The sequence below is a fragment of the Variovorax sp. 05T418 genome, assembly GCF_056396385.1.
In genome coordinates this window covers 12030-27633 of the sequence record NZ_JBFTLJ010000028.1, presented here as the reverse complement: position 1 = coordinate 27633, position 15604 = coordinate 12030, and the positions used below count along the sequence as shown (strand labels likewise).

General features: G+C 69.1%; 15 protein-coding genes. 7 read left to right on the top strand and 8 right to left on the bottom strand.

Going from position 1 to position 15604, the window contains the following annotated elements; genetic code table 11:
* Nucleotides 1-12: 12 nt before the first annotated feature.
* Nucleotides 13-870, bottom strand: coding sequence for a hypothetical protein (locus AC1DMS_RS30920; protein ID WP_015867512.1), 858 nt, complete (start codon nucleotides 868-870; stop codon nucleotides 13-15).
* A gap of 122 nt (nucleotides 871-992) precedes the next feature.
* On the opposite strand from AC1DMS_RS30920, the gene AC1DMS_RS30915 reads away from it, so the two are divergent.
* Nucleotides 993-1712: a carbonic anhydrase gene (locus tag AC1DMS_RS30915; protein WP_015867511.1), complete on the top strand. Its 720-nt coding sequence runs from the start codon at nucleotides 993-995 to the stop codon at nucleotides 1710-1712.
* A gap of 13 nt (nucleotides 1713-1725) precedes the next feature.
* Here the strand turns inward: AC1DMS_RS30915 and AC1DMS_RS30910 are convergent, their stop codons facing one another.
* Complete coding sequence (locus AC1DMS_RS30910; protein ID WP_015867510.1) at nucleotides 1726-2409, bottom strand: TetR family transcriptional regulator C-terminal domain-containing protein; 684 nt, start codon at nucleotides 2407-2409, stop codon at nucleotides 1726-1728.
* Nucleotides 2410-2560: 151 nt separating this feature from the next.
* Between AC1DMS_RS30910 and AC1DMS_RS30905 the strand changes: the two genes are divergently transcribed.
* Nucleotides 2561-3631: an asparaginase gene (locus AC1DMS_RS30905; RefSeq protein WP_015867509.1), complete on the top strand. Its 1071-nt coding sequence runs from the start codon at nucleotides 2561-2563 to the stop codon at nucleotides 3629-3631.
* A 6-nt stretch (nucleotides 3632-3637) separates the two neighbouring features.
* Here the strand turns inward: AC1DMS_RS30905 and AC1DMS_RS30900 are convergent, their stop codons facing one another.
* The 3 genes from AC1DMS_RS30900 to AC1DMS_RS30890 are packed head-to-tail and all read right to left on the bottom strand — an operon-like array spanning nucleotide 3638 to nucleotide 6253.
* The gene (locus AC1DMS_RS30900; RefSeq protein ID WP_436037188.1) at nucleotides 3638-4456 is read right to left on the bottom strand and encodes a phosphatase PAP2 family protein; all 819 of its coding nucleotides are present in this window, start codon (nucleotides 4454-4456) and stop codon (nucleotides 3638-3640) included.
* Nucleotides 4457-4466: 10 nt separating this feature from the next.
* Complete coding sequence (locus tag AC1DMS_RS30895) at nucleotides 4467-5291, bottom strand: metallophosphoesterase family protein (protein WP_436037186.1); 825 nt, start codon at nucleotides 5289-5291, stop codon at nucleotides 4467-4469.
* Nucleotides 5288-6253, bottom strand: a complete 966-nt coding sequence (locus AC1DMS_RS30890; RefSeq protein WP_062367295.1) for a diacylglycerol/lipid kinase family protein — start codon at nucleotides 6251-6253, stop codon at nucleotides 5288-5290. Before AC1DMS_RS30890 ends, AC1DMS_RS30895 begins: the two co-directional genes overlap by 4 nt.
* Before the next feature lie 249 nt (nucleotides 6254-6502).
* Here AC1DMS_RS30890 and glyQ point away from each other — a divergent pair, with 249 nt between their 5' ends.
* The 5 genes from glyQ to AC1DMS_RS30865 are packed head-to-tail and all read left to right on the top strand — an operon-like array spanning nucleotide 6503 to nucleotide 11943.
* The gene (glyQ, locus tag AC1DMS_RS30885) at nucleotides 6503-7408 is read left to right on the top strand and encodes a glycine--tRNA ligase subunit alpha (RefSeq protein WP_062367296.1); all 906 of its coding nucleotides are present in this window, start codon (nucleotides 6503-6505) and stop codon (nucleotides 7406-7408) included.
* A gap of 3 nt (nucleotides 7409-7411) precedes the next feature.
* On the top strand, nucleotides 7412-9550 hold the full coding sequence (gene glyS, locus AC1DMS_RS30880; protein ID WP_436037184.1) for a glycine--tRNA ligase subunit beta: 2139 nt from the start codon (nucleotides 7412-7414) through the stop codon (nucleotides 9548-9550).
* Nucleotides 9551-9572: 22 nt separating this feature from the next.
* Nucleotides 9573-10166, top strand: coding sequence for a D-glycero-beta-D-manno-heptose 1,7-bisphosphate 7-phosphatase (gmhB, locus tag AC1DMS_RS30875; RefSeq protein WP_015867503.1), 594 nt, complete (start codon nucleotides 9573-9575; stop codon nucleotides 10164-10166).
* The gene (locus AC1DMS_RS30870) at nucleotides 10166-10942 is read left to right on the top strand and encodes a lysophospholipid acyltransferase family protein (RefSeq protein ID WP_015867502.1); all 777 of its coding nucleotides are present in this window, start codon (nucleotides 10166-10168) and stop codon (nucleotides 10940-10942) included. The genes gmhB and AC1DMS_RS30870 overlap by 1 nt, the downstream gene beginning before the upstream one ends.
* Before the next feature lie 44 nt (nucleotides 10943-10986).
* A complete protein-coding gene (locus AC1DMS_RS30865) occupies nucleotides 10987-11943 on the top strand; it encodes a M48 family metallopeptidase (RefSeq protein ID WP_436037683.1) in 957 nt (318 codons plus the stop codon).
* Nucleotides 11944-12545: 602 nt separating this feature from the next.
* Here AC1DMS_RS30865 and AC1DMS_RS30860 read toward each other — a convergent pair.
* The 3 genes from AC1DMS_RS30860 to AC1DMS_RS30850 all read right to left on the bottom strand — a co-directional run bounded on the left by AC1DMS_RS30860 (nucleotide 12546) and on the right by AC1DMS_RS30850 (nucleotide 15602).
* The gene (locus AC1DMS_RS30860) at nucleotides 12546-13316 is read right to left on the bottom strand and encodes an SDR family oxidoreductase (RefSeq protein WP_015867500.1); all 771 of its coding nucleotides are present in this window, start codon (nucleotides 13314-13316) and stop codon (nucleotides 12546-12548) included.
* Between the two features lie 67 nt (nucleotides 13317-13383).
* Entirely contained in the window at nucleotides 13384-14295 is a 912-nt protein-coding gene (locus AC1DMS_RS30855; protein ID WP_436037181.1) for a pseudouridine synthase, read from the bottom strand.
* Nucleotides 14292-15602, bottom strand: coding sequence for a leucine-rich repeat-containing protein kinase family protein (locus AC1DMS_RS30850; protein WP_436037179.1), 1311 nt, complete (start codon nucleotides 15600-15602; stop codon nucleotides 14292-14294). The genes AC1DMS_RS30855 and AC1DMS_RS30850 overlap by 4 nt, the downstream gene beginning before the upstream one ends.
* Nucleotides 15603-15604: the final 2 nt, after the last annotated feature.

Sequence of the window (15604 nt, the reverse complement as noted above, 5' to 3'; positions counted from 1 at the left end):
CCGGCGGCGGCCTCAGCCGGCCCGCCGCGCCGCATGCGCGGCATCGGCGAACCACGACAGGAAGTGCAGCAGCCAGCTCGTCGCTTCGTCCAGGAAGCGCGGCGTGAGCCGCAGCTGCGCGCGTCCCGCGTCATGCGCCAGGTGGCCCGCCTCCGTCGCCTCCTTCAGCATGCCGCGCACGTGCGAGTGCGACAGGCCCAGTCCCTCGGCGAGTTCGCGTGCGCGCAGCGGGAAGGCCGCCGGGGGCGAGCCTGCCACTGGGTTGGCCTTGAAGTGGTCGCGCAGCAGCAGCATCGCGACCCGGCCGCCGCCGTCGCGCTCGTCGAACCAGCTCCAGCCGCCGAAGCGGCCGCGGTGCAGCGCCACCTGGTCCAGGATGGTGCCGGCGCGGCTCACGAAGGCCGAGAAAAAGGCGGCGTCGTCCGTCAGCCTGTCGGCATGGCCGGCGCCCAGCAGGCCGAGCGCCTCGCAGCAGCGCAGGTGGTGGGCGATCCAGGCGCGCAGGCCGGCAATCAGCCGCTCCTGCGGCACCAGGTAGCGCACGCGGCGGTCGCCGGGATCGGCCTCGGCCGCCACCATGCCCGTGAGCCGCAGCACGGCGACGAAGCTGGCCAGCGTGCGCGTGCCGCGGCTCGCGTGGCGCTGCAGCAGCGCCAGCGTGGGGCGCTCGGCGCCCTCTTCCTTCCAGCGGTAGTGCTGCACCACGATGCGGCCCGCGGCGTGCGACTGCATCGCGCGGCCGAAGATCTTGTTGATGAGCCGCTCGCCCCAGTGCATGCGCACGATCGCGTCGCAATAGAGCGCCACGGCTTGGGCGCGGGCTTCGTAGGAGATCGAAAGCGCCAGCTCGGGCGGCGGCAGGAAATCCATGCAATGTTTGGACTTTGTTGTTCTCGATACATAGCGTAACAATTCGCGCGCCAGTGCGAAAGCCCGGCATTTCCTGCCGGGAGACCCGGCGAACTCGACAACCACCAAGAACGGAGTTCCTCATGTGTGACTGCCAATCTTCCGCCGCGCTGCCGGCAACCTCGCGCCGCCGGCTGCTGGGCGGCGCGGCCGCTTTGGCCGCCCTGGCGTCCGGCGCCGATGCGTTCGCGGCCGACACGCCGCTGCCCGACAACCGCATCGGCGGCGATGCCGCGCTCCAGCGGCTGGTGCAGGGCAATCTGCGCTATTCGCAGGGCCGGCAGACGCAGCGCGATTTCAGCGTGGGCCGCGTGGCGCGCACCTCGGGCCAGAAGCCGTTCGCGGCGATCCTTGCCTGCGCGGATTCGCGCGTGGCGCCCGAACTGGCCTTCGACCAGGGCCCGGGCGATCTTTTCGTGGTGCGGCTGGCCGGCAACTTCGTCAACGACGATGGCATCGCCAGCATGGAATACGCGGCCAAGTTCCTCGACGTGCCGCTCATCATGGTGCTCGGCCACAGCAACTGCGGCGCCATCTCGGCCACCATCAAGGTGCTGCAGGAAAACGCCGTGCTGCCCGGGCACCTGCCGGGGCTGGTCGCGTCGATCCGCCCGGCCGTGGAAGCCGCATCGCGCCGCGAGCCCGCCTCGCTGCTGCAGGCGGCCACCGAGCAGAACGTGCGCCAGAGCGTGGCGCGCCTGGCCACGTCGGCGCCCATCCTCGGCGGCATGGCCGCGAGCGGCGCGGTCAAGGTCGTCGGCGGAATCTACGACCTGGCGACCGGCCGGGTCAGCATGGTCTGACGAAGGCCTGCGGCTAGGCTTGGCTGCCGATGCCGCAGCCGCCCAGCACGAAGGCCACCAGCTCGCGCGCGATCGGCTCGCGGTCGATCGGCGCGTCGGGCGGCAGGCCGAGCATCACGCGTGTCTGGATCGCATAGTCGGCGTAGCTCTGGGTCATGGCCCAGATGTGCATCAGGAGCAGGCGCGCATCGAGCGGGCGCATCTGCCCGCGCGCGATCCAGCCGTTGATGATGTCGACCTTCTTCTGCGTCCAGGCCTGCGCGTTGGGCCAGTAGCGGTCGAGGTTGCGGCCGCCGTCGAGCACTTCGCGCGTGAAGATGCGCGAGATCTCGGGGTTGTCGAAGGCGTGGTCGAGCTTCTTGCGGATGTAGTCGCCCAGCACGGTGGCCGGGTCGCTGGCGTCCTCGAACGAGAACACCACCTTCCAGGCATGCAGCACCTGCATCAGCAGCTCTTCGTAGAGCTCTTCCTTGCCGGCGATGTAGTAGTGCAGCTGGGGCTTGGTGAGGCCGGCGCGCGCGGCAATGGCCTGGGTGGAGGTGCCCTTGAGGCCATGCAGGCTGAACTCGGCCACGGCCGCGGTGCGGATCGCCGCCATGATGCGTTCGCGCCCCGGCCGCGCGCGCGACAGCGGGCCGTCGGGGGCGGGCATTTCCTGGGCGGTGCTGGGGGACAGGGCGGCGGGATCGGCGTTCATGGCATGGCGGATATGCGGCGGTGCGCCCGGCGATGGTAATCCTTGGCGCATGGCCGCATGCCATGCCGGCATGGAAGCGGAGGGCATGCGGGCACGGTTCATGTATCTTCTCGCCGCTTCCAGAATTTCGTCCCAACAAAGGAGTTCCTTCATGTACCTTTCCCCCCGTTTCCGCGCCTTCGCGGCCGGTGCCGCACTGCTCGCGGCCAGCGCCCTGGCGCAAGCCCAGCAGGCGTTGCCCAATGTGGTGATCCTGGCCACCGGCGGCACCATCGCGGGCGCCGGCGCCTCGGCCGTCAACAGCGCCACCTACGCGGCCGCCAAGGTCGGCGTCGAGAAGCTGATCGCCGGCCTGCCCGAGCTCTCCAAGATCGCCAACGTGCGCGGCGAGCAGGTGTTCCAGGTCGCTTCCGAAAGCCTGACCAACGACAACCTGCTGACGCTGGCCAAGCGCGTCTCGGCGCTGTCGAAGCAGGCGGACGTGGACGGCATCGTCATCACCCACGGCACCGACACGCTCGAGGAAACCGCCTACTTCCTCACGCTCACCGTGCACACCAGCAAGCCGATCGTGGTGGTCGGCTCGATGCGCCCGGGCACGGCCCTTTCCGCCGACGGTGCGCTCAACCTGTACGACGCCGTCAGCGTGGCCGGCAGCAAGGACGCGGCGGGCAAGGGCGTGCTCGTGACGATGAACGACAACATCGACAGCGGCCGCGACGTGAGCAAGAACGTCAACATCAAGACCAGCGCCTTCTCGAGCCAGTGGGGCCCGCTCGGCATGGTGGTCGAGGGCAAGAACTACTGGTTCCGCGCGCCGGTCAAGCGCCACACCATGAGTTCGGAGTTCGACATCGACGCCATCACCGCGCTGCCGCCGGTCGAGATCGCGATGGGCTACGAGGGCGTCTCGTCCATCGCCATCGACGCGCTGGCCAAGAGCGGCGTGAAGGCAATCATCCACGGCGGCACGGGCAATGGCTCGGTGGCCAACCGCATCGTGCCCAACCTGCAGAAGGCGCGCACCGACGGCGCAATCATCATCCGCAGCTCGCGCGTGCCCGACGGCTTCGTGATCCGCAATGCCGAACAGCCCGACGACAAGTACGACTGGGTGGTGGCGCACGACCTGCGTCCGCAGAAGGCGCGCATCCTGGCGATGGTGGCGCTGACCAAGACCAGCGACACGAAAGAACTGCAGCGCATCTTCTGGGAGTATTGACCCGCCCTAGCGCGCGGCGCGGCGCTTGCGGTGCCGCGCGTATTCGAGGCTGCCCACGCACACGAGCAGCCAGGCCAGGCCGGTCAGCAGGCCGGCCGCCACGTCGCTTGCGAAATGCACCTGCAAGAACACGCGGCTGCACGCGATGGTGACGATGGCGGCGGCGGCCGCCATGGCCGCCGGCACATGCCAGCGCGCCGGCAGCAGGCGCAGCGCCAAGTACATCAGCATGCCGTAGCTCACGATCGCGCCCGCGCTGTGGCCGCTCGGGAAGCTGTAGCTCGTCTCCAGCGCCAGCCCGTGGTCGTGCAGCGGCCGCGCGCGCGCGAAGATGCGCTTGAGCGCCGGGTTCAGCAGCACGATGCCGCCGAGCGCCATGACCCAGCCCAGCGCCAGGCCGTGGTGCGCGCGGCGCCACAGCAGCAGCGCCACCACCACGCACACCGGCGCCAGCAGTTCGGCATCGCCCAGGTGCGTGAGCCAGCTGAAAGCCACCAGCGCCGCCCACGGCAGGTGCTCGCCGATGGCATCGGCCAGCGCCTGGTCGGCCAGGCCCAGCAGGCGCCCGTCGCCGAGCTTCGATGCGATGTATGCCACCAGGCTGGCCGCCCCGAGGATCGAGAGGAAGCCGATGGCCAGCCCGGCGGCCAGCCGCGGTTCATCGGGTTCTTCGTTCGACGATCTCCTGAGGCGCCGCCGCTGCAATGCCCGGCAGGCCAGGCCGGCGCCGAGCACCGAGACGGCGAAGGCGCCGGCGAACCAGGCCAGTGAATGCTCGCCCAGCTGGCGGGCGAGAAGAACGAGTGCAGGGGCTTCCATCGGCATGCGGCGCACCCTAAGCGGGCGCCCCGGCGCTGGCAAGCGGAAGCTGCAAAACCTTGGCGCACACGAAGGCCTTGTCGGCGGCCGAATGGTCCCAGCGCTCGGCCTGGCACACGCGGCCGTCTTCCGGCGCGCCCAGGCGCAGCACGTTCACCGAATTGGGATGGCCCGCGCGCACGCGCGACGACACCGCCGTGCCGGCCTGCACCGCCCATGCGGTGCGCGGGCAGCCGGCGTACGCACCGTGCAGCGAACGCACGAACGGCAGGTGGATGTGGCCGCCCAGGATCAGGTCCGCGCCGGCTGCGCACCAGCGCGCGACGGCGGCTTCGCGCCCGTGCAGCCGGTTTCGCATGTCTTCCTGCCGCGTCACCATCACCGGCTGGTGCGTGACCACCACGCGCAGTTGCGAAGGCAGGGCGCCCGCCAGCCGCGCTGCCACCCGCTCGATCTGCGCCGGCGAGACCTCGCCGTCCGCATGCCGCCACCAGCGCGTGGTGTTGACCGCCACCACCAGCCAGTCGGCGGATTCGAACACCGGCTCCAGGTCGGTGCCGAAGGCGCCGGCGTAGCGCCCATAAGGCGAGAACAGGCGCGCCCCCAGCTGGAACAGCGGAATGTCGTGGTTGCCCGGAATCGCTATCACGGCCGGTGCGGCCAACCGGTCGACGAAGGCGCGTGCGGCCGCGAACTGCCTGCGCGTGGCGCGCTGCGTGATGTCGCCCGAGAGCACCACCACCTGCGGCGCCAGGGCCTGCGCGAGCCGCTCGAGCGCGGCCATCACCTCGGGCTGTTCGGTGCCGAAATGCGTATCGGAGATCTGCAGCAGGCAGCTCATTGCTTGGCGGCCTCCAACTCGGGCGCGACGTCGGGCCGTACCAGCCACAGCGGTTCGGGCGAGACCCGGAACAGCAGCGGCATCTCGGCCCAGGCGATCTCGCCGTCGGTGGCCACCTTGACGCGGCGCGGCGGGTGCAGGCGGCCGGCCTTCACCGTCATCGACTCGAACGGAAAGCTCAGCACCTCGTCGGCGTTCCCCAGCCGGCCGAGCGCGCCGCGCACCAGCAGGCCGGGCATGGCCAGCACGCCCACCGGCTTCAGCGCCACGGCGGCCAGCTGGCCGTTCTCGGGTGCATCGGCATGCGCGATGCCCACCTGCAGCAGCTGCAGCGGGTTGTTGCCCACGAAAAGCGTGGTCGTGCGGATGTCGCGCTCCACCCCGTGCGAGGCGATGCGCAGGTTCCAGTGCCGGTGGCCGCGCATCACGGTGAGCAGGCCGGCAAAGAACGCGACCCAGCGGCTGCGGCCGTAGCGCACCTTGTAGCTTTCGCGTTCCTCCAGCAGTTCGGCATACAGGCCCATGCTGGCGTTCACCAGGAAGATGCGGTCGTTGACCAGCCCCACCTGCACCGGCCGCGGCTGCTCGTCCAGCAGCACCTGCAGCGCCTGCGCCGTGTCGCGCGGAATGCCGTGGGCGCGGCTGAAATAGTTGAAGGTGCCCTGCGGCAGCACGCCGAAGGCCAGCCCGCTGCCGAGCGTGGCCCGCGCCACCGTGTTGAGGGTGCCGTCGCCGCCCGCGGCCACCACCACGCCGTCCACGGCGCGGGCGCGCTCCACCGCCTCGCGCGCCAGCGCCTGCACCGTCGTGCGTTCGTCGACCAGGAAGATGCGCAGCCTGCGGCCGGCCGCGGCGCAGCCTTGCTCGATGATTTCGCGGGTTTCGGCGGCGTCCGCGCTGCCGGAACCGGCGTTGAGAACGACGAACAAGGGGGAGTTCGGACCGAGGGGAGACGGCTGCATGTCGATGGAAACCGGAAAAAGGAGGGGAAGAGCCCGGCGGGCTGCGAAAGTTCGGGCGCGGGGGACAGGAAGCCCGGGAAAAGCACGGTGCGCGCCCCTGACCCGCGGTTGTCGCACGGCCGGCCGGTCCGCGCAGGCGGCCGGCATGCCGGCTTGCTGTGGGAGAGCGGCCCTCCGCCCGTAAAATCGTCTGCTTTCGCGGTGCTTCATCGCGCTACCGTCCAACGCCCGGTCACGCCGGCCTGCTTCATGTTGACCTTCCAGCAAATCATTCTCAAACTGCAGTCGTACTGGGCCGACAAGGGCTGTGCGCTGCTGCAACCCTACGACATGGAAGTGGGCGCGGGCACCTCGCACACCGCCACCTTCCTGCGCGCACTCGGCCCCGAGCCCTGGAAGGCCGCCTACGTGCAGCCCAGCCGCCGCCCCAAGGACGGCCGCTACGGCGAGAACCCCAACCGCCTGCAGCACTACTACCAGTACCAGGTGGTGCTCAAGCCGGCGCCCAGCAACATCCTGGAGCTGTACCTCGGCAGCCTCGAGGCGCTGGGCTTCGACTTGAAGAAAAACGACATCCGCTTCGTCGAAGACGACTGGGAGAATCCCACGCTCGGCGCCTGGGGCCTGGGCTGGGAAGTCTGGCTCAACGGCATGGAAGTGACGCAGTTCACCTATTTCCAGCAGGTCGGCGGCATCGACTGCAAGCCGATCACCGGCGAGATCACCTACGGCCTGGAGCGCCTGGCCATGTACCTGCAGGGCGTGGACAACGTCTACAACCTCACCTGGACCGACGGCCTGAGCTACGGCGACGTCTACAAGCAGAACGAGGTCGAGCAGTCGACCTACAACTTCGAGCACAGCGACGCCGAGTTTTTGTTCACCGCCTTCGCGGCGCACGAGAAGCAGGCCAGGCACCTCATGACCGAGCAGCTCGCGCTGCCGGCCTACGAACAGGTGCTCAAGGCCGCGCACAGCTTCAACCTGCTCGACGCGCGCGGCGCCATCAGCGTGACCGAGCGCGCGGCCTACATCGGCCGCATCCGCAACCTCGCGCGCAGCGTGGCGCAGAGCTACTACGAGAGCCGCGAGCGGCTCGGTTTTCCGATGGCGCCTCGCGAGTGGGTTGCACAAATCACGAAGAAGGCGGCCTGAGCGATGACGAGCGTGCAAAAGAACCTGTTGGTCGAACTCTTCGTCGAAGAGCTGCCGCCCAAGGCGCTGAAGAAACTCGGCGATGCCTTCGCCGGCGTGCTGCGCGACCAGCTCGTGGCCCAGGGGCTCGCCGAGCCCGCCTCGGTGCTCACGGCCTACGCGTCGCCGCGCCGCCTCGCTGCGCACCTCACGCACGTGGCCGAGCGCGCCGCCGACAAGGCCGTCTCGCAAAAGCTCATGCCCGTGGCCGTGGGACTCGATGCCTCGGGCCAGCCCACGCCCGCCTTGCTGAAGCGCCTGGCCGCGCTGGGCGCCGACGCCTCGGCCGTGCCCGGCCTCAAGCGCGCGATGGACGGCAAGGCCGAAGCGCTGTTCTACGAAAGCACCGCCAAGGGCGCAACGCTGGCCGAAGGCCTGCAGAAGGCGCTGGCCGAAGCCATTGCCAAGCTGCCGATTCCCAAGGTGATGAGCTACCAGCTCGAAAGCGGCTGCGAGCTGCCCGGCTGGAGCAGCGTGAGCTTCGTGCGCCCCGCGCATGGCCTGGTGGCGCTGCATGGCAATGCCGTGGTGCCAGTCGAGGCGCTCGGCCTGAAGGCCGGCCGCGAGACCCACGGCCACCGCTTCGAGGCGGCCGTCGATCCGGTCGTGCTGCGCGACGCCAACAGCTATGCGCTGCAGATGCAGGACGAGGGCGCGGTCATCGCGAGCTTCGAAGCCCGCCGCACCGAGATCGCGCGCCAGCTCGCGGCCGCGGCCGTGCGGGTCGGCGGCGCTGCCGTGCCCATCCACGATGACGCGCTGCTCGACGAAGTGACCGCGCTGGTCGAGCGGCCCAACGTGCTGGTCTGCAGCTTCGAGCGCGAATTCCTCGAGGTGCCGCAGGAGTGCCTCATCCTCACGATGAAGGCCAACCAGAAGTACTTTCCGCTGCTGGACGCCTCGAACCGGCTCACCAACAAGTTCCTGGTGGTCAGCAACATCAGCCCGGAAGATGCGAGCGCGGTGGTCGGCGGCAACGAGCGCGTGGTGCGTCCGCGCCTGGCCGACGCCAAGTTCTTCTTCGACCAGGACCGCAAGAAGTCGCTGGCCTCGCGCGTCGAATCGCTGGGCAAGGTGGTCTATCACAACAAGCTCGGCACCCAGGGCGAGCGCGTCGAACGCGTGATGCGCATTGCGCGCGGCATCGCCGAAAAGCTCGGCGGCGCCGCGCTCATCGCGCATGCCGTGCAGGCCGCGCAGCTGGCCAAGGCCGACCTGGTGACCGACATGGTCGGCGAGTTCCCGGAGCTGCAGGGCACCATGGGCCGCTACTACGCGCTGCACGACGGCCTCTCTGCCGAGGTGGCCGACGCGATCGAAGACCACTACAAGCCGCGCTTTGCCGGCGACGAGCTGCCGCGCAACAGTGTGGGCCTGGTGGTCGCGCTGGCCGACAAGCTCGAGACGCTGGTCGGCATGTTCGGCATCGGCAACCTGCCCACCGGCGACCGCGATCCCTTCGCGCTGCGCCGCCATGCGCTCGGCGTGATCCGCATGCTGATCGAGAAAGACCTGCCGCTGAAGCTCGACGCGCTGCTGCAGGACGCCGCCGCGCAGTTCAAGGACATCGACGGCTTCGACACCGGCAAGGCCACGGCCGAGCTGCAGGACTTCATCCTCGACCGCCTGGCCGGCAGCCTGCGCGAGCAGGGCGCCAGCGCGCAGGAAGTCGACGCCGTGCTGGCGCCGCGGCCGCAGCGCCTGGGCGAAGTGCCCAAGCTGCTGGCGGCGGTGCGCGCCTTTGCCGCACTGCCCGCGGCCGCCGCGCTGGCCGCCGCCAACAAGCGCATCGGCAACATCCTCAAGAAGGCGCCTGAGGCCGACGCGCACGTCAGCGAGCTGCTGCTGAAGGAGCCCGCCGAGAAGGCGCTGCATGCCGCCATGGCCGAGGTCGTGCCCGCGGCCAACGCCCAGTTCGATGCCGGCGACTACACCGCTTCGCTGCAGACCCTGGCCGCGCTGCGCGAGCCGGTCGATGCGTTCTTCGACGGCGTGATGGTCAACGCCGAACAGGCCGACCTGCGCCTGAACCGGCTGGGCCTGCTGATGTCGCTGCACGCCGCGATGAACCGCGTGGCGCAGCTCGAGCGGCTGGCTGCTTGATCATCCCCCCGGCGACCTCACGATGGGCGGCACTGCCATGAAACTCGTCATCCTCGACCGCAACGGCACGATCAACGTGCACCGCGAAGACTTCGTCAAGAGCGACATCGAGTGGACGCCGCTGCCCGGTGCGCTCGAGGCCGTGGCCCGGCTCAACCATGCGGGCTGGCACGTGGTGATCGCGTCCAACCAGTCGGGCCTGGGCCGCGGGCTGTTCGACATGGCCTCGCTCAATGCCATGCACGCCAAGATGCACAAGATGCTCGCGGCCGTGGGCGGTCGGGTCGATGCGGTCTTCTATTGCCCGCACAGCCCCGATGAGGGCTGCGATTGCCGCAAGCCCGCGCCGGGCCTGTTCCGCCAGATTGCCGACCGCTACGGCATCGACCTGAAGGACGTGCCCACCGCGGGCGACAGCCTGCGCGACCTGCAGGCCGGCGCGGCCGCCGGCTGCGAGCCGCACCTGCTGCTCACCGGCATGGGCGCGGCCTGCCGCGGCGTCGATCCGCTGCCTCCCGAATACCCGGCGAACACCGTGGTTCACGAGAACCTCGCCGCCTTTGTCGACTTTTTGCTTGCGCGCGAAGCGCAGGCTGCACTGCAGGTGGCTGTCTGATGGCTTTTATCCGTTCCGTTGTCCATGCCCTGTGGATGCTCGTCACCGTGGTGCCCTGGGGCATCATCATGTGCGTCAGTTCGCTCTGGAAGCGCGGCATTCCGCTCTACTGGATGGCGGTGCAGTGGCTCAGCTGGGCCATCGGCGGCGCGCGCGTGCTGCTGGGCATCCAGACGCGCGTGACCGGCATGGAAAACCTGCCCGCCGACAAGCTGGCCGGCGCGGTCCTGCTGGTGAAGCACCAGTCGACCTTCGAGACCTTCCTGATGCCCACGCTGATGCCGCATCCGCTGGCCTTCGTGTTCAAGAAGGAGCTGATCTACGTGCCCTTCTTCGGCTGGGCGATGGCCCGGCTCGACATGATCCACATCGACCGCAGCCAGCGCGCGCAGGCCTTCAACAAGGTCGTGAACCAGGGCCGCAAGCTGCTGGCGCAGGGCATCTGGATCATCATGTTTCCCGAGGGCACCCGCATTCCGCGCGGCCAGAAGGGCACCTACAAGAGCGGCGGCACGCGCCTCGCATGCGAGACCGGCGTGCCGGTGATCCCGGTGGCCGTCACCTCGGCCAAGGTCTGGCCACGCAAGGCCTTCATCAAGCGTCCCGGCGTGGTCGACGTGTCGATCGGCCCGGCCATTCCCAGCGTGGGCCGCAAGCCCGACGAGCTGATGCGCGAGGTCGAGGCCTGGATCGAATCCGAGATGCGCCGGCTCGATCCCGAGGCCTACCGCGACAGCCTGCCGCTGCCGCAGGCGCCGCAAGAGGCGCTGAAGTAGAAGAAAAGAAAGAGCCCGAGATGCGGGGACTGCTTCAGTTCACGATGGACCTGTTCGAAGGGCTGGGCAACGAGTTTGCGCCGGCCAAGCCGAGCGAGCCGCGCGGCAAGAAGGTTCGGAAAAAGGCGGCGCCGCCGGCCGTGCCCGCACCCCCGGTCGCCGATGCGCAGCCAACAGGCAGGGCCGGGGACGCCGGTCCCGCGCAGCCCGCCGTCCCGCTGCGCGACACGCTCGCGCTCGCAAGCTTCGTGCACCCTGAGGCCACGCGCGAAGCGGTGCTGGGATCGGCGCGCGTGGCCTACGAGTTCAAGCGCGGCAAGCGCAAGACCATCGGCTTCGTGGTGGGCGCCGAAGGCCTGTCGGTGCGCGCGCCGCGCTGGGTCACGCTGCGCGACGTCGATGCCGCCATCCAGGAAAAGGCCGGCTGGATCCTGCGCAAGCTGCTGGAGACGCAGCAGCGCCACGCACGCGTCGAGGCCACGCGCATCGACTGGAAGGACGGCGCGGAGTTTCCCTTCATGGGCGAGACGGTCGTGATCCGCCTCGATCCGAAGCACGGCTTTGCAAGCGTCGGCGGCACGCTCGATGCAAGCGATGACGCCGCCGGCCCGCGCACTTTGCGCCTGGCCGTGGCGCAGAACGCCGAGGCCTCGCAGATCCGCGATGCCGCCCAAGCCTGGCTCATGCGGCAGGCGCGCCGGCTGTTCATCGAGCGGCTCGACCATTTCGCGCCCCGGCTGGGGGTGCGGTGGCAGAAGCTGTCGCTGTCGAATGCCGCGACTCGCTGGGGAAGCGCGAGCGCGGATGGGTCGATCCGGCTGAACTGGCGGCTGATCCACTTTCGCCTGCCGGTGATCGACTATGTGGTGGCGCACGAGCTGGCGCACCTGCGGGTGATGGACCACTCGCAGCGGTTCTGGGATACGGTGGAGAGCGTGGTGCCGGACTATGACCTGCTGCGGCGGCAGCTCAAGGATGAGGCTGTGCCTCGGTGGTCTTGAGGTTTGTTTTTTTGTTTTCCGGGGCCGGGATTCCGCCCGGCGGCGGACTCACTTTCTTTTGCTTCGCCAAAAGAAAGTAAGCAAAGAAAAGGCGACCCCACTGTCTGCGACCCCTTCGCTGCGCTACGGGGCAACCTGCGGTGCTCGCGTTTCGCGGGGTCTCGCAGAACTCGCCTTCGGCTCAAACAGCTGCGAGCCCTGATCCGCGAAACGCTGCGCTCCTCGGCGCATACAGAGGGGAGGGCAAACCACACGGGCCTTTGCTTCGCTCGGCCACCAAGCCACCGCGGCGCGCAGCGCCGCGGTGGTTGGGCTGTTGTTATTGGCTGTTGGATATTGGGGCCGAGCGAAGCGAAGGCTGCCCGCTCCCACCCCTTCTGTATGCGCCGAGGAGCGCAGATGGAGGCGGGATCAGGGCCGCAGCTGTTTGAGCGAAGCGAGTTCTGCGGACCCCCGCCGTAATCGAGCACCGCAGGTTGCCCGTAGCGAAGCGGAGGGACGCAGACAGTAGGGTCGCCTTTTCTTTGCTTACTTTCTTTTGGCGAAGCAAAAGAAAGTGAGTCGCCCGCCGGGGCGAGACCCGGCCCCCCACCTCAAAAAAATCACCGCGCGTGCGTAACCCCCCCATCCACCACCAGCGTAGACCCCATCACATAGTCCCCCGCCCGGGAGGCGAGATAAATGGCCGCCCCCGCCATGTCCTCCGGCACCCCGATGCGCCCCGCGGGAATCCGCTCCTTCACTTCATCGCCATGGTCGCGCGCGAGCTTGTTCATGTCCGAGGCAAACGCCCCGGGCGCGATCGCGCTCACCACGATCCGCTCCTGCGCGAGCCGCAGCGCCATGCGCCGCGTGAGCTGGATCAGGCCGGCCTTGCTCGCCGCGTACGAATAAGTCTCCTGCGGATTCACCGAGATGCCGTCGATGGACGCAATGTTGATCACCTTCGCGAGGTGGTCGGTCGCCGCCTTCTTGAGCATCGGCGTCAGCGCCTGGGTCAGGAAGAAGGGCGTCTTCAGGTTCAGGTCCACCACCTTGTCCCAGCCGCTCTCGGGAAATTCGTCGTACGGTGCACCCCAGGCCGCGCCCGCGTTGTTGACCAAAATGTCGAGCGCGTCTTCATGCTTCGCATAGGCAGCGACCAGCGCCTGCGCGCCTTCCAGCGTGGACACGTCGGCCGGCAGCGACACGCAATGGCCGAAGGCCGAAAGCTCCTTGGCGGCCTGGTCGCAGGCTGCGGCCTTGCGGGCGGAGATGTACACGCGCGCGCCCTGGGCCAGGAAGCCCTCGGCAATCATGCGGCCGATGCCGCGCGAGCCGCCAGTGATCAAGGCGCTGCGGCCCTTCAGCGAGAAGAGTTGGGTGGTGTCCATGGTGCAGGTGTCTCCTGAATGAAAGATTTCAGGAAACGAGCTTAGTGCGCGGCGTGCCCGCGGGGCGTCACCTTGGCGGCAGTGCCAGGCTGCGCGGGCTCGTGAAACGGCGCAGCTCGCCGCTCACCGGATCCTGGAACGCCACCGACTTGGCCAGCAGCTGCAAGGGCTTGTCGAAGTCGTCGCTGTCGGGCGGCAGCAGCGTGGGATAGAACGGATCGTTGACGATCGGCATGCCCAGCGCCATGCAGTGCACCCGCAGCTGGTGCTTGCGGCCGGTGACGGGCGAGAGCCTCAGCAGGGCATGGCCGCCCGCCGCCTGTTCCACGGCGATGCGCGTTTCCGAATTGGGCTCGCCGGCCTCTTCCTTCACGCGCATGAAATGGTCGTCGTCGACCAGCCGGCTGCGGTAGGTGCCGGGCACCGACGACACGCCGGGCTGCCACGGCACCACGGCCTCGTAGTGCTTGTCGATGCGGCGCTCGGGGAACATGGCCTGGTAGGCGCCGCGCGTTTCGGGACGCACCGAGAACAGCACCAGCCCCGCGGTGCTGCGGTCGATGCGGTGCAGCGGCACCAGGTCGTCGAGCTTCAGCTTGCGCTTGAGCCGCACCAGCAGGCTCTCCTGCAGGTACTTGCCGGTGGGGGTCACGGGCAGGAAAGGGGGCTTGTCCGCCACCACGAGCTGGTCGTCCTGGAACAGCACCTGCTCGTCGAAGGGGATGCGCACCTCGGCATCGAGCGTGCGGTAGTAGTACACGCGCAATGGCGCCTGGTAGCGGCGCTGCGCGGTCACGGGGACGCCGTGCTCGTCGACCACGTCGCGGGCTTCCATGCGGGCCAGCCAGGCCTCGCGCGTGATTGCCGGAAAGCGTTCGATCAGGAACTCGGCGATGGTGGGCCATGCGCCTTGCGGAAGGCCGACGCAGCTCGGGCCGACGCCGTCGCGCGTGGGCAGGGGCAGGCGCTGGCCCGTCATGGCGAGAGCTCGCCCTCGAGCAGCGCCAAGGCCTCGGCGAACGAGGGCCGCGCGGACGCATCGGCCTGCAGGCAGCGGTCCTTCAGCACCACGATGATGTGCGGCGGCGCGTCGCTGCAGCGCTCGAGCAGTTCTTCCAGCAGGCAGCCGAAGGCGCGCATCTCCAGCCGCTGCAGTGCCTGGGCTTGCGCCGTGTCGAGTGCGCCCGTCATCCAGGCCGCACCGAAATCGCCGAGCAGTCCGCCGCCTTGCGCGTTCCAGAGGATGTTGTGCGCGTAGAGGTCGCCGTGCAGGATGCCGCGCGCATGCAGGTGCCGCATGGCGGAAGCGATGTCGCGGGCCATGCGCAATGCCACGGCGGAAGTCCACTGCGCATCGGCCGCATAGACGTCGCGCGTGCAGGACGCGAGGCTCGGCGGGCCGGCGAGCGTGCGGAAAGACGGATCCACCAGCGCCATGACCAGGCCCTGGGTGCCATCCGGATGTCCATCGATCCGGCCTTGTGCGGCGATCAGTGTCGGATGCGCGCCGGCCGCGATGCTGGCGGCCATCTCGCTGTGCGGCCAGCCGTCGCTGGTGACTGCGCCCTTGAACAGCTTGACGGCCACCGGCCGCGACGCGGGGCCCAGCACCGCCTGGTGGATGACGCCCGATGCACCTTCGCCGAGCTTCTGTCCCAGCGCCAGGTCGCGCCAGTCGACATGCGGCACCGACTGCGCGGCGATGGCTGCCTGCTCGGCCTGCATGTCAAAGGGGTTGCCTGCACCCGCGAGCCACGACAGGCGCGGCAGCGCCAGCAGCCATGCGGGCAGCGCCTCGAAGTTGTTGGCCGAAATGCGCAGCAGCTCGAGCCGGCCGCAGGCCGCCAGCGATTCCGGCAGCGCACGCAGCCGGTTGCCGGCCAGCATGAGCTTCTGCATGGCGGTGCATTGGCCCAGCGCCTCGGGCAGGGTCTCGATCTGGTTGTCCGTGAGGATCAGCCAGCGCAGCGCCGGCAGCCGCAGCGCGGCGGCAGGCACGGTGCGGATGCGGTTGGCCTTGAATCCGACCATCTCCAGCGCCTGGCACTGGCCGATGGATTCGGGCAGCCGCGTGAAGCGGTTGTCGGAGCAGAACAGTACGCGCAGGCGGTGCAGCCGGCCGAGGTCGTCGGGCAATGCGTCGAGCGCATTGCCGGAGAGGTTCAGTGTCTCGAGCGAATCGGCCAGGTCGAAGATCTCGCGCGGAAACTCGGTGAGTCCGCACGAGAGGTCGATTCGTCTTGCGCCTGCCAGCCGGCCCGCGCGCAGCTCAGCCAGCGTGTCCATCC

What these genes read in the sequence shown, in the direction of transcription:
- AC1DMS_RS30905 (WP_015867509.1), top strand. Translation starts at nt 2,561, where the DNA reads ATGTACCTTTCCCCCCGTTTCCGCGCCTTCGCGGCCGGTGCCGCACTG.
- AC1DMS_RS30860 (WP_015867500.1), bottom strand. Translation starts at nt 13,316, where the DNA reads ATGGACACCACCCAACTCTTCTCGCTGAAGGGCCGCAGCGCCTTGATC.
- AC1DMS_RS30850 (WP_436037179.1), bottom strand. Translation starts at nt 15,602, where the DNA reads ATGGACACGCTGGCTGAGCTGCGCGCGGGCCGGCTGGCAGGCGCAAGA.
- AC1DMS_RS30910 (WP_015867510.1), bottom strand. Translation starts at nt 2,409, where the DNA reads ATGAACGCCGATCCCGCCGCCCTGTCCCCCAGCACCGCCCAGGAAATG.
- AC1DMS_RS30895 (WP_436037186.1), bottom strand. Translation starts at nt 5,291, where the DNA reads ATGAGCTGCCTGCTGCAGATCTCCGATACGCATTTCGGCACCGAACAG.
- glyQ (WP_062367296.1), top strand. Translation starts at nt 6,503, where the DNA reads ATGTTGACCTTCCAGCAAATCATTCTCAAACTGCAGTCGTACTGGGCC.
- AC1DMS_RS30870 (WP_015867502.1), top strand. Translation starts at nt 10,166, where the DNA reads ATGGCTTTTATCCGTTCCGTTGTCCATGCCCTGTGGATGCTCGTCACC.
- AC1DMS_RS30900 (WP_436037188.1), bottom strand. Translation starts at nt 4,456, where the DNA reads ATGCCGATGGAAGCCCCTGCACTCGTTCTTCTCGCCCGCCAGCTGGGC.
- glyS (WP_436037184.1), top strand. Translation starts at nt 7,412, where the DNA reads ATGACGAGCGTGCAAAAGAACCTGTTGGTCGAACTCTTCGTCGAAGAG.
- AC1DMS_RS30920 (WP_015867512.1), bottom strand. Translation starts at nt 870, where the DNA reads ATGGATTTCCTGCCGCCGCCCGAGCTGGCGCTTTCGATCTCCTACGAA.
- gmhB (WP_015867503.1), top strand. Translation starts at nt 9,573, where the DNA reads ATGGGCGGCACTGCCATGAAACTCGTCATCCTCGACCGCAACGGCACG.
- AC1DMS_RS30855 (WP_436037181.1), bottom strand. Translation starts at nt 14,295, where the DNA reads ATGACGGGCCAGCGCCTGCCCCTGCCCACGCGCGACGGCGTCGGCCCG.
- AC1DMS_RS30915 (WP_015867511.1), top strand. Translation starts at nt 993, where the DNA reads ATGTGTGACTGCCAATCTTCCGCCGCGCTGCCGGCAACCTCGCGCCGC.
- AC1DMS_RS30865 (WP_436037683.1), top strand. Translation starts at nt 10,987, where the DNA reads ATGGACCTGTTCGAAGGGCTGGGCAACGAGTTTGCGCCGGCCAAGCCG.
- AC1DMS_RS30890 (WP_062367295.1), bottom strand. Translation starts at nt 6,253, where the DNA reads ATGCAGCCGTCTCCCCTCGGTCCGAACTCCCCCTTGTTCGTCGTTCTC.